Raw genomic sequence first — 12,672 nt, 5'->3', positions numbered from 1 at the left:
GTATTGCATGTACCGTGCTATCGCACGCGGTTTCATGACCGCCGTCGAGGGCCCCTGCCGGGCGGCCCCGCGTGCCGACAGCCGCTATCGTGAAGTCGCCTTCGGTTTTGCCCATCCGCTCACCGTCGACGCAAAGACCCCGGAGGGACCAGGTTGCACATCGGGAAGATCACGATCGGAACGATCGATGATTGGACGCCGGCCCCAGGTGTCGTGACGTCCTGGCATCCGACCAGCGCGGCGATGGCAAAGGCCCGCCAGGCGCCGGTCAGCTCGGTCCCTGTCAGCTATATGCAGGGACAGCACATCCGCGGCGTCTACGAGCAGGCCGCCAAGGGGTTGGACTACTCGCGGCAGATCATCGCCACCTGCGAGGTCCCGGGCGTCTGCGATATCGATGCGATGAACCACGCCCTGAACTCCTATCTGCGCAGGCATGACACGTACCGCAGTTGGTTCGCCTACGACGGGTCCGGCGATATCGTGCGGCATACCATCGTCGACCCGGCCGATATCGAGTTCGAGCCCATCGTCCACGGTGAGATCACCACCGAGGATGCCCGCAAACACATCGTGGACATCCCGTCGCCGCTGGAATGGGGGTGCTTCTCGTTCGGAATCGTGCAGAGCGAGGATCATTTCGATTTCTACGCCAGCATCGACCACGTCCATGGTGATGCCGCCCTGATCGGTATCACCATGCTCGAGGCGCACGGCATGTACACCTCGCTGACCACCACCGGCCAGCCCATGCCGTTGCCAGAAGCCGGCCACTTCGACGACTTCTGCCTACAGGAACGCGAACGTACCGCCGCGCTGACCGTCGATTCGCCCGAAGTCCGGGCCTGGATCGAGTTCGCCGAGAACAACAACAACAGCATGCCGGAGTTCCCGCTGCCGCTGGGCGATCCCTCGGTGCCGACGGTGGCCGATATGGTCGGGGAGATGCTGCTCGATGCCGAGCAGACCGAGCGTTTCGACGCCGCCTGCGTCGCCGCCGGTGTCCGGTTCGTCGGCGGCCTGTACGCCTGTACCGCCATGGTCGAGCATGAGCTGACCGGCGCGGCAACGTATTACGGTCTGACACCGCGCGACACCCGGCGGACCTCGGACAATTTCATGACGCAGGGCTGGTTCACCGGCCTGGTGCCGCTGACCGTGCCGATCGCCGCGACGACGTTCGCCGAGGCCGCCTGGGCGGCGCAGACATCCTTCGACACCGGCCTCGAGCTGGCCCGCGTTCCGTACTACCGCGTGCTGGAACTGGCACCATGGCTGGACAACCCGCGCCCGAACTTCCCGGTGTCGAACTTCCTGCACGGGGGTGCCGCGCCCTTGAACGCCGTTCTCGCGGCGGCCGAGATGGGTTACTCGAACAACATCGGCATCTATTCCGACGGCCGGTTCTCCTATCAGTTGACGGTGTATGTGTTCCGCTACGGCGCGGGCACCGCGATGGCGGTCATGTTCCCGGACAACGAGGTCGCCCAGAAATCGGTCACCCGCTACATCGCGACGATGAAATCGGTGATCGAGCAGGTGGCCGAGACCGGGGACTGGGGTCGTTTTGGTTAAGCCGGTGTGCCGGTTCGGTGAGGGGCAGTAGTGGGGGACGTGTGCGTCGGTTAGCCGGTTTTGTGGTGCGGTGGCCGCTGGCCGTCATCGGTATCTGGGTGGCCCTTGCGGTGGCACTGCCACTTGCCGTCCCCAGTCTGAACGAGATGGCGCAGCGCAATCCGCTGTCCATGCTTCCGGGTGACGCGCCGTCGAATATCGCCGCCCGCCAGATGGCGGACGCATTCCAGGAGCCGGGCACCGACGACCTGCTGCTGGTCGTGCTGACCGACGAGGACGGTCTCGGTCCCGAGCACGAGGCGACGTATCGCAAGTTGGTCGACGCGCTGCGCGACGATCAGCAGAACGTCGTCATGCTGCAGGAATTCATCGGAACCCCCGCTCTGCGTTCGACTTTGACCAGCAAGGACGACAAGTCCTGGGTACTGCCGGTCGGTTTGGCCGGAGCGCTGGGTACCCCGCAGTCCTACCAGTCGTTCAAGCAGGTCTCCGACCTGATCGAGCAGACCACCGCGGGCGGCCCGCTGGAGGTGCACCTGGCGGGCCCGGCCGCGACCGTGGCGGACCTGACCGTCGCGGGCGAGAACGATCGCCTGCCCATCGAGATCGCCATCGCCGTGCTGGTGCTGTTGGTGCTGCTGATCGTCTACCGCAACCCGGTCACGATGCTGCTTCCGCTGGCCGGGATCGGCATGTCCCTGGTGATCGCCCAGGCCTCGGTGGCCGGGCTGTCCGAACTCACCGGGCTCGGGGTGTCCAACCAGGCGATGATCCTGCTCAGCGCCATCATCTTCGGCGCGGGCACCGACTACGCGGTATTCCTCATCAGCCGATATCACGACTTCGTGCGCAAGGGCGAGGACTCCACCGACGCGGTCCGCGCCGCGCTCGGTTCGGTCGGCAAGGTCATCACGGCCTCGGCGGCCACCGTCGGCCTCACCTTCCTGGCGATCAGCTTCGCCGAGATGGGCATCTTCTCCACCGTCGGCGTGTCCTCGGCCGTCGGTGTCTTTGTGGCCTACCTGGCCGCGATGACGCTGCTTCCCGCGTTGCTGACACTCGTGGGACCCCGGGGCTGGATCGCACCCCGCAAGGAGTTGACCGCGCGGCTGTGGCGCCGTTCGGGAACGCGCATCGTGCGGCGACCGTGGACTCATCTGGTGGGCAGCCTGCTGGTGTTGCTCCTGCTGGCCGGGCTGTCCGGTTTCGCCACCTTCAACTATGACGACCGCAAGGCCGTGGCCGACTCGGAGCCGAGTTCGCTGGGCTACGCGGCGCTGGAGAAGCACTTCGACATCAACCAGTCGATCCCGTCCTATGTGCTGATCCACTCGGACAAGGACCTGCGCAACCCGGCCGCACTGGCAGATCTGGAGCAGCTCGCCGAGCGCATCACCCAGTTGCCCGATATCCAGATGGTCACCGGTATCACCCGGCCGCTGGGGTCGGTACCGCCGGAGTTCCGGGCCACCTATCAGGCCGGCATCGTCGGTACCCGCCTGGCCGATGGCGCCAAGATGATCAGCGACGGCTCCAAGGATCTGAACCGGCTCTCCAGCGGCGCGAACACCCTGGCGGGCAGCCTCGGCGATGTGCGCGGACAGATCACCGATATCGCGGGCAGTCTCAAGCAGATGGTGGACGCGTTCGCCGCCCTGCGCGGGCAGTACGGCGGCGACAAACTCGTCAAGAACGTCGATGTGGCGGCCAAGCTGGTGGCCAGCATCAACCGACTGGGTAACTCCATGGGCGTGAACCTGATGGCGACCAGGGACATGTTCGCCTGGGTGCCGCCGGTGCTGGCCGCCCTGCACGGCAACGTGGTGTGCGATCTGGACGTCTCGTGCAGCCAGACCCGGATCCACCTGTCCCGGCTGGCCGCGGCACGCAACGACGGCACACTGGACGAGATCGAGGATCTGGCAGGCCAGCTGGAGTCGTTGCAGGACCGCCAGTCGCTCAACGCCGCACTGCAGCAGGTCGGTACCGCCTTCACCCGATTGACCAAGGCCATGCAGGCGATGGGCCTGGACAGCCCGGCCGGTGCCGAGGCGACGCTGGCGCAGTTGCAGCAGGGTGCCGAACGCTCGGCCAGCGGCAGCCGGCAGGTGGCCGACGGGGTGGACCAGGTCGTCGACCAGATTCAGCTGATGCGCTCCGGGCTCGACCAGGCCGCGGCGTTCTTGCTGACCATGGCCGAGAACGCCAACTCGCCCGCGATGTCGGGCTTCAACATTCCGCCGGAGGTCCTGCAGTTGGAGGATTTCAAGGCGGCCACCAAGGCCTATGTGTCCCCGGACGGGCATTCGGCGCGCTATCTGGTGTTCACCAAGCTCGACCCGTTCAGCCCGGCCGCGATGGATCAGGTCAAGGACATCGAGGACGCCGCGCGCGGCGCCCTGCCCAACACCGAACTGTCGGACGCCACGGTGTCGATGGGCGGCTACCCGGTGGCACTGGCCGACACCCGTGACTACTACGAGAACGACATCCGCTACATCGTGGTCGTCACCGTGATCGTCGTGCTGATCATCCTGATGCTGCTCCTGCGGGCGCTCATCGCACCGCTGTATCTCGTTGGTTCCGTGGTGATCTCATACTTCGCCGCGCTCGGCCTCGGCGTGCTGCTGTTCCAGGTGATCCTCGACCAGCAGTTGCACTGGTCGGTGCCGCCCCTGGCGTTCGTGGTGTTGGTGGCCGTCGGCGCCGACTACAACCTGTTGCTGGTGTCCCGGATGCGGGACGAGGCTCCGGCGGGCAGATTCGGCATCATCCGCACCCTCAGCTCGACCGGTGGTGTCATCACCGCGGCCGGTCTGATCTTCGCCGCGTCGATGTGGGGCCTGTTGTTCTCCAGCATCGGTACTGTGGTGCAGGGCGGGTTCGTCATCGGCATCGGCATTCTGCTGGACACCTTCCTGGTCCGTACCGTCACCGTGCCTGCCATGGCCACGTTGGTCGGCCGGGCGAACTGGTGGCCATCTCGACTCACGGCGCGAGGGAGCAGCAGGGCATGAGGAAACTTCTCGCGGCGACCACCGCCCTCCTGACGATCGCGGCGACGGGTTCGTCGGGCGCCGCGATCGCGACCGCCGAGCCAGCCCCGCCGCCGGCCCCGAGTCCTGCGGTCCCCGGCCCCGCAGGCCCGGGTAACGCCCGCACCATCGAGGGTCGCGGCTACGCACTCGGCGGTGCCCACGTGCTCGGCATCCCCTACGACGAATACATCATGCGCACGGGCGCCGAGTGGTTCCCCGGTCTGAAACGCCAGATCGTCGACTACCCGGCCGGTCAGGTCCAGGGCCACACCCTGGAGCGGCTGTTTCCCGGTATCGGGCGGCTGGATGATCAGTTCCCCGGGCTGGGCATCGACGGGCCGAGTTACGGCGAGTCCATCGATGTCGGGGGACCCAACCTTGTCAACGCCATCCGCCAGGGCGGTCCGGGCATGGCGATCGGCCTGTCCGAGGGCGCGTCTGTCCTCGAGGACGTCAAGATCCGGTTGGCCAACGACCCGACCGCCCCGCCGCCGGACCAGCTCGCGTTCGCGACCTACGGCAACCCGGTCGGCAAGCACGCTTTCGGCGAGAGCTTCCTGAGCCAGAATTTCCCGGTGGGCAGCGTCGTGCCGTCGCTGGATTACCGGATGCCGCCCGAGGTGGAGAGCCAGTACGACACCCACCTGTTCGTCTCGGCGTATGACAGCATCGCCGACTGGCCGCAGCGCTCGGACAACTGGATCTCGGTGGCCAATGCGATCGTCGGTCTGGCGACCGGGCACACCGCCGTCGCCTTCACCAATCCGAAAATGGTTCCGCCGCAAAACATCCGTACCACGGTGAACTCGCGCGGAGCGCGTACGACGACCTACATGATCCCCGAGGAGCACCTGCCGCTGGTGCTGCCGTTCAAGTATCTCGGCGTCGACCAGAAGACCTTGATCGAGCTGGACAAGGTTCTGCAGCCCTATGTCGATGCCGGTTACACCCGCAACGACAATCCGGCGACGGCGCCGATCACGGTCGACCCGGTGAACGGTTATGACCCGGCAGAGGTCACCGCGCCGGCCACCCAGGCCGCGTTCGGTGGCGGGGCAGATCCGGTGTCGCAGTTGATGGCCGGGCTGCAGTACGTGCTGAACAATCAGCCGCCGCCCAAGCCCTAGCAGCCCGCTACAGACCGGCGAACCCGACCGCCAGCAGCACCAGGCCCACCATGGCGACCAGTGCGGCCACCGCGCGCCTGCCCTGCGAGCGCAACCAGTCGTTGAACCGGGCGAGCGTGGCCCGGGTCCGCTCAGGTGCCAGAACGTAAGCGATCAGCGGGATTTCGACCAGCGCGAAGGCCACGGTGTTGAACACCAGCAGGGCGGCCAGTTGGGTTCCGACGCTGACGCCGGCGGCACCGATGACGGCGAGGGCGGCCAGATAGTCCACCGAGGGCAGCGCGATGCCCAGCCCGGCCGCCCCCGCCACCCACAGCGAGCGGCCGTCCAGTGCCCGACGCACCCAGCCCGGTGGGGTGCGCGGTTTGCCCTTGGTGGCGGCGATGATCGCGGCGACCAGCAGCGCGCCCACTCCGATGACGATCTGCACCTTGGGCAGCGTGAACCGGGCGGAGTCCGGCAGGTGGGCATCCAACACCAGCAGTACCACCGCGCCGACGACGAGGCCCATGGAGAAGCCGCCTGCCAAGAAGGCGGCCAACTGTAGTTGTGGGCGTGGCCGATTCAGCATCACCACCGACATGCCGACGCGGAAGGGCTCCAGGCTGACCGCGACAGCCATGACCAGGAGGGTGATCCACATCGGTTGGCGCTACGCGTCCAACCGGACGAACTGTCCCTGTCGGTACAGCTGGACACACGCCGAGCGGCGGATCTTTCCGCTGGTGGTGGTCGGGATCGAGCCCGGCTCGACCAACACGATATCGGCAACCTGCAGGCCGTGCGCGCGGGAAATCGCAGCGGTCACGGTGCTTTTCAGATCATCGAGGTCGTGCTCGCGATTCTTCAGCTCGACTACGGTGACCAGTTTCTCGGCCTGTTCGTCGGCCACCGCGATCGCCGCCACCCGGCCGCGGGTCAGATCCGACACCGTGGCCTCGATATCGTCGGAATAGTGGTTGCGGCCGCGGACGATGAGCATGTCCTTGATGCGGCCCACGATGAACAGTTCGCCCTCGGAGATGAATCCGCGGTCCCCGGTGCGTAGCCAGTCCGACGTCGGCACATCGGCCGGGCCGTCGACAAGCGTTGCGCCGAAACCGGTTCCGGTCTGGTCGGGCTTGTGCCAGTACCCGGCGGACACATTCGCGCCGTGTGTCCAGATCTCGCCGACGGTGCCGTGCGGGCATGGTGTGCCGGTCTCGGCGTCGACGATCAGGACCAGCGGGGAGGACTCGGGCAGGCCGTAGCGCAGCAGCGGTGTGCCGCCCGGTGCGCGGATCGCGTGCCCCTGCGCCAGCTGATCGGTGTCGAATTCCATGGCCTCCGGCGCTCGTCCACGGCTACCGCTGGCCACGAACACCGTCGCCTCGGCCAGGCCGTAGGACGGCATCAGGGCTTCCGGCCGGAAACCGAGGGGGCCGAACCGATCGGTGAACCGGGCGACCGTCGGTGGGTGCACCCGCTCGGCACCGCAGATGATGCTGAGGACGCCGCCGAGGTCCAGGTCCGCGGTCTCGGCTTCGGTGCTGCGCCGCGCGGTGAGGTCCAGTGCGAAGTTCGGACCACCGGTCACCACGTAGGAATGTCGTGCCATGGTCTGCACCCAGCGCGCCGGGCGGGTCAGGAACGCGATCGGACTCATCAGGTCGGCCTGGCACCCGCCAAGGATGGGCGCCGCCACTCCGAGCATGAGGCCCATATCGTGGTAGAAGGGCAACCAGGAGACCAGTGCGCAGCCCGGCGGGAATACGCCGTCGAACTGGGCCAGATAATCGGGCATCAGCTGTTCGAAGTTGGCGACCAGGTTACGGTGGCTGATCATCACCCCGGCCGGGGCGCGAGTGGACCCCGAGGTGTACTGCAGATAGGCGATGTCCGGGCCATCGGGGATGTCCGCGGTGTCGATGGGTTCACGGCCGTCGAGGTCCAGGGTGTCCACCGATACCACCGCGGTCATCGCGGCCCCGTCGTCGACGTACTGGGTCGCGATGTCCGACAGCGCGGCCGTCGTCAGCACCACCGCCGGTTGGGTGTCGGCCACCACGGCACTTGTGCGCTCGTCGTGAGAGCCGGGCACCGGCGCCGAGAGCGGGACGGCGATGAAGCCCGCCTGCATGGCGCCCAGGAACGCCACGATGTAGGGCAGGCCCTGCGGGGCGATGATCAGTGCGCGTTCCCCGGGGGCGCCGTGCTGGCTGATCTCGTCGGCCAGGTTGCGGGTGCGGCGGTAGAGCTGACCCCAGGTCAGCGTTTCGGGCACACCGTCGGGATCACGGTCGTAATCGGTGAAGGTGAAGGCAAGGCCGTCAGGTGTGTCACCAGCGCGGTCCCGCAGCACGGTCAGGATGGACGCGTTGGGCATGGGGGTCAGGCTACTCAAAGGTTGTGGTCAGCCTGAGCGTGACCATGGCACCGGGCGCGGATCGAGGCCAAGATGAGGGGGTGTCCTGTCTGCAGGCGGCGTATCCGGTCGCGTCCGGCGAGGCCGATCGAGGTCGTCGGTTACCCCGGCGGCACCGCGCGCGGTCACCCCGATCACGCCACGACGCACCGTTACATGTGAAGATGGAAGTGTTATGAGTGACACTGAACTGAGCCCGGCCTCGCTGCGTGAGGCATTCGGGCATTTCCCGACCGGCGTCATCGCCATCGCCGCCGAGGTCGACGGCGTGCGGATCGGCCTGGCGGCCAGCACGTTCGTACCGGTGTCGCTGGACCCGCCGCTGGTGTCGTTCTGCGTGCAGAACTCGTCGGAGACGTGGCCCAAGCTGAAGAATCTTCCGTCGCTGGGCATCAGCGTGCTGGGCGAGTCGCATGACGCGGCAGCGCGCACGTTGGCTGCCAAGACCGGCGACCGCTTCGCCGGCCTGGAGACCCAGTCGCGGGAGACCGGCGCAGTGTTCGTGCACGGCACCAGCGTGTGGCTGGAGAGCACGATCACCCAGGAAGTGCCCGCCGGTGATCACACCATCGTGGTGCTACAGGTCAGCGATATCGTCGTTCACGATGTGCCGCCGATCGTGTTCCATCGCAGCACTTTCCGCAAGCTCGGCAATTAGGGCCTGGCGGCCAGCTGCTCGCGGTATCCGCTGATCCGCCGGTCCAGCTCGGCGGCGTCGCCCGGGCGGCCCTCCTTGCGGGCAAGCTGCGCGCGGACCGTGAGCTCGCGGATGGCGGTGCGAATATCGTTGACGCTGATCGTTTCTCGCTGTGACATGAGGCGGCCTTCTCATCGCTGATCGGACGGTTGTGGTCTGTGTCACCAACCGTACGCCTGATGTCGGGCGCCGCCCAGGTATCGCGCCGAGGTGATTCATCTCGGTGACTCTGCGCCCAGGGCGCGTGCTACTCGCACTTCTGCGCCGTGCGCGCAGAGTCAGCGGCAGGAGCTACCGCCGGAAGAGCTTGTTGCCCAGCCAGACGATCGGGTCGTACTTGCGGTCGGCCACACGCTCTTTCATCGGGATCAGCGCATTGTCGGTGATCTTGATGTGCTCGGGGCATACCTCGGTGCAGCACTTGGTGATGTTGCAGTAGCCCAGCCCGAACTCGTCCTGGGCCATCTCCTGACGGTCGACGGTGTCCAGCGGATGCATGTCGAGTTCGGCGATGCGCATGTGGAACCGCGGACCGGCGAAGTTCTCCTTGTTCTCCTCGTGGTCACGCACCACGTGGCAGACGTTCTGGCACAGGAAGCACTCGATGCACTTGCGGAACTCCTGGCTGCGGTTCACGTCCTCCTGCTGCATCCGGTACTCGCCGGGCTGCAGATCCTTCGGCGGGGTGAACGACGGGATCTGGCGCGCCTTCTCGTAGTTGAAGGACACGTCGGTGACCAGATCACGCATCACCGGGAAGGTCCGCAGTGGGGTGATCGTGACGGTCTCGTTCTCGTCGAAGGTCGACATGCGCGTCATGCACATCAGCCGCGGCCGGCCGTTGATCTCCGCCGAACACGACCCGCACTTGCCCGCCTTGCAGTTCCACCGCACCGCCAGGTCGCCGGCCTGGGTGGCCTGTAACCGGTGCACGATGTCGAGCACCACCTCGCCGTCGTTGACCTCGACGGTGTAGTCCTGCAGGTCACCGCCGGACTCGTCGCCCCGCCATACCCGTAGGTTCGCGTTGTAAGCAGCCATGATCAGCCCTTCCGGTCCGGGTGTGCGGCCAGTTGGTCATCGGTGTAGTACTTCTCGAGTTCGGACAGTTCGAAGGTCGCCAGCAGGTCGGGCCGCATCACCGGTTGTTCCTCGGGGGTGACGACGACGTCGGGCACCACCGGGTCGCCGGGCTTGTCGCCCGCACCGTCGACGGTCTTGCAGACCAGCAGCTTGTTGCGCCAGGTGCGGTCCATCTGCGGATGGTCGTCGCGGGTGTGTCCGCCGCGGCTCTCGGTGCGCTGTAGTGCGGCCTTGGCGACGCACTCGCTGACAAGCAGCATGTTGCGCAGGTCGATGGCCAGGTGCCAGCCCGGGTTGAAGACTCGGCCGCCCTCGACGACGACGTTGGCGTAGCGCTTCTTCAACTCGTCGATCTTGGCCAAGGCTTCCTGGAGCTCACCCTCCTTGCGGATGATGCCGGCCAGGTCGTTCATCGACTCCTGCAGCTCGGCGTGCAGTGTGTACGGATTCTCCGGGTTGGCCTTGGGCTCGAATGGATCGAGCGCCAGCTCGGTCGCCCGGTTGAGCGCATCCTCGGACACCGTCGGACGGGTCTGCGCGGACAGCGCCCGCACGTAGTCGGCGGCGCCGAGACCGGCGCGCCGGCCGAACACCAGCAGATCCGAGAGCGAGTTGCCGCCGAGCCGGTTGGAGCCGTGCATACCGCCCGAACACTCGCCGGCGGCGAACAGGCCCGGCGTGGCGGCACCGCCGCTGTCCGGGTCGACCTCGATACCGCCCATCACGTAGTGGCAGGTCGGACCGACCTCCATCTCGTCCTTGGTGATGTCGACCTCGGCGAGCTCGATGAACTGGTGATACATCGACGGGAGTCGGCGCTTGATCTCCTCGGCCGGCATACGCGAGGCGATGTCGAGATACACCCCGCCGTGCGGGGTTCCGCGGCCCGCCTTGACCTCTTCGTTGATGGCGCGGGCCACCTCGTCGCGGGGGAGCAGATCAGGGGTGCGGCGCGCGGAGTCGTTGTCCTTGAGCCACTGGTCGGCTTCCTCTTCGGTCTCGGCGTACTGGCCCTTGAAGACGTCGGGAATGTAGTCGAACATGAAGCGCTTGCCCTCGGAGTTCTTCAACACTCCGCCGTCACCACGCACACCCTCGGTGACCAGGATGCCCTTCACCGACAGCGGCCAGACCATCCCGGTGGGGTGGAACTGGATGAACTCCATGTTGATCAGGCCGGACCCCGCTCGCAGCGCCAAGGCGTGGCCATCGCCGGTGTACTCCCAGGAGTTCGACGACACCTTGAAGCTCTTGCCGATCCCGCCGGTGGCCAGCACGATCGCAGGCGCCTCGAACAGCACGAACTTGCCGGTCTCGCGGTAATAGCCGAAGGCCCCTGCCACTCGATCGCCATCTTTGACGATCTCGGTGATCGAACACTCGTGGAACACCCGGATGCGCGCGTCGTAGTCGCCGAGTTCGCGCTTGTCCTCCTGCTGCAGCGAGACGATCTTCTGCTGCAGGGTGCGGATGATCTCCAGGCCGGTGCGGTCGCCGACGTGCGCCAACCGCGGGTAGGTGTGGCCGCCGAAGTTACGCTGGCTGATCTTGCCGTCCTTGGTGCGGTCGAACAGCGCCCCATAGGTTTCCAGCTCCCAGACCCGGTCCGGGGCCTCCTGGGCGTGCAGTTCGGCCATTCGCCAGTTGTTCAGGAACTTGCCGCCGCGCATGGTGTCACCGAAGTGCACCTGCCAGGAATCCTTGGTATTGACATTGCGCATGGCCGCGGCGCAACCGCCCTCGGCCATCACGGTGTGCGCCTTGCCGAACAGCGATTTCGTCACCACGGCCACGCGCAGGCCGCGCTCGCGGGCCTCGATCACCGCGCGTAGTCCTGCCCCGCCGGCACCGATCACGACGACGTCGTAGGTGTGCCGTTCCAGGTCACCCATTGAGAATCCTCACTAATCCGTAATTGAGTTGTCAGCCAACGAATCTCAGGTCGGGGAACCAGCCCGCGGCCAAAGCCATGACATAGAAGTCGGTGAACATCAGGGTGCCGAGGGTGATCCACGCGTACAGCTTGTGCCGGGTGTTCAGCTTGCTGATCTGCGTCCACATCCAATACCTGACGGGGTGCTTGGAGAAATGCTTGAGCCGCCCGCCCGCGACGTGCCGGCAGGAGTGACAGGACACCGTGTAGGTCCACAGCAGCAGCACGTTGATGACGAGGATCAGGTTGCCCAGCCCGAAGCCGAATCCGCCGTCGGGCTTGTGGAAGGCGATGATCGCGTCGTAGGTGTTGATCACCGAGATCAGCACGGCCAGATAGAAGAAGTATCGGTGGGTGTTCTGGATGATCAGCGGGAATCGCGTCTCACCGGTGTACTTGGCGTGCGGTTCGGCGACGGCGCACGCGGTGGGGGACTGCCATACGGAACGGTAGTAGGCGCCGCGGTAGTAGTAGCACGTCAGCCGGAACAACAGCAGGAACGGCAGGGACACCGCCGCGTAGGGCAACCACCAGACATCCGGAATGAACTGACCGAAGTGGCTGGCTTCGGGCACGCAGCCGGTACTGACGCACGGTGAGTAGAACGGGGTCAGGTACCCGTACTCGGCGACGTAGTAGTTGTTCTGCATGAACGCCCGCACCGTCGCGTAGATGACGAACGCGGCGAAACCGAGATCGGTGATCAGCGGAGACTTCCACCACGCATCGGTGCGAAGCGTGCGCTCCTTGATCCGCGCTCTGGTTGGTGAGAAGACGCCGGTACCTTGAGGATTCGAGGTCGGTGCGCTCACTGA

10 protein-coding genes are annotated in these 12,672 nt (G+C 66.2%); 4 read left to right on the top strand and 6 right to left on the bottom strand.

Annotated elements, in window-relative coordinates; all coding sequences use genetic code 11:
• Positions 1 to 153 precede the first annotated feature (153 nt).
• From G154_RS20805 to pe, 3 genes are read left to right on the top strand one after another with little or no spacing between them, the layout of a single operon-like run.
• On the top strand, positions 154 to 1,575 hold the full coding sequence (locus tag G154_RS20805; RefSeq protein ID WP_019511727.1) for a condensation domain-containing protein: 1,422 nt from the start codon (positions 154 to 156) through the stop codon (positions 1,573 to 1,575).
• Between the two features lie 41 nt (positions 1,576 to 1,616).
• Positions 1,617 to 4,592 carry an RND family transporter gene (locus tag G154_RS20800; protein WP_023985155.1) on the top strand — a complete coding sequence of 992 codons (2,976 nt, stop codon included), beginning with the start codon at positions 1,617 to 1,619 and terminating at the stop codon, positions 4,590 to 4,592.
• Positions 4,589 to 5,740 (top strand): acyltransferase PE, encoded by a 1,152-nt coding sequence (gene pe / locus G154_RS20795; protein ID WP_019511725.1) that lies wholly within the window; start codon positions 4,589 to 4,591, stop codon positions 5,738 to 5,740. The genes G154_RS20800 and pe overlap by 4 nt, the downstream gene beginning before the upstream one ends.
• Positions 5,741 to 5,747: 7 nt before the next feature.
• Here pe and G154_RS20790 read toward each other — a convergent pair whose 3' ends face one another.
• Positions 5,748 to 6,383 carry a GAP family protein gene (locus G154_RS20790; RefSeq protein ID WP_019511724.1) on the bottom strand — a complete coding sequence of 212 codons (636 nt, stop codon included), beginning with the start codon at positions 6,381 to 6,383 and terminating at the stop codon, positions 5,748 to 5,750.
• A gap of 9 nt (positions 6,384 to 6,392) precedes the next feature.
• A complete protein-coding gene (locus G154_RS20785) occupies positions 6,393 to 8,105 on the bottom strand; it encodes an AMP-binding protein (protein WP_036480323.1) in 1,713 nt (570 codons plus the stop codon).
• A 214-nt stretch (positions 8,106 to 8,319) separates the two neighbouring features.
• On the opposite strand from G154_RS20785, the gene G154_RS20780 reads away from it, so the two are divergent.
• Positions 8,320 to 8,802, top strand: coding sequence for a flavin reductase family protein (locus tag G154_RS20780; RefSeq protein ID WP_019511722.1), 483 nt, complete (start codon positions 8,320 to 8,322; stop codon positions 8,800 to 8,802).
• On the opposite strand, the gene G154_RS26850 is transcribed toward G154_RS20780, so the two are convergent.
• From G154_RS26850 to G154_RS20765, 4 genes are all read right to left on the bottom strand, one after another.
• Positions 8,799 to 8,960, bottom strand: a complete 162-nt coding sequence (locus tag G154_RS26850; protein ID WP_019511721.1) for a hypothetical protein — start codon at positions 8,958 to 8,960, stop codon at positions 8,799 to 8,801. The genes G154_RS20780 and G154_RS26850 overlap by 4 nt on opposite strands.
• Before the next feature lie 172 nt (positions 8,961 to 9,132).
• Positions 9,133 to 9,882: a succinate dehydrogenase/fumarate reductase iron-sulfur subunit gene (locus G154_RS20775; RefSeq protein WP_019511720.1), complete on the bottom strand. Its 750-nt coding sequence runs from the start codon at positions 9,880 to 9,882 to the stop codon at positions 9,133 to 9,135.
• Between the two features lie 2 nt (positions 9,883 to 9,884).
• A complete protein-coding gene (locus tag G154_RS20770; RefSeq protein ID WP_019511719.1) occupies positions 9,885 to 11,816 on the bottom strand; it encodes a fumarate reductase/succinate dehydrogenase flavoprotein subunit in 1,932 nt (643 codons plus the stop codon).
• A gap of 31 nt (positions 11,817 to 11,847) precedes the next feature.
• Entirely contained in the window at positions 11,848 to 12,669 is an 822-nt protein-coding gene (locus G154_RS20765; RefSeq protein WP_019511718.1) for a hypothetical protein, read from the bottom strand.
• Between the last annotated feature and the right edge of the window lie 3 nt (positions 12,670 to 12,672).

The organism is Mycobacterium sp. VKM Ac-1816D, from assembly GCF_000416385.1.
Lineage (GTDB): Bacteria > Actinomycetota > Actinomycetes > Mycobacteriales > Mycobacteriaceae > Mycobacterium > Mycobacterium neoaurum_A.
This window is presented reverse-complemented; position numbering and strand designations above follow the sequence as displayed.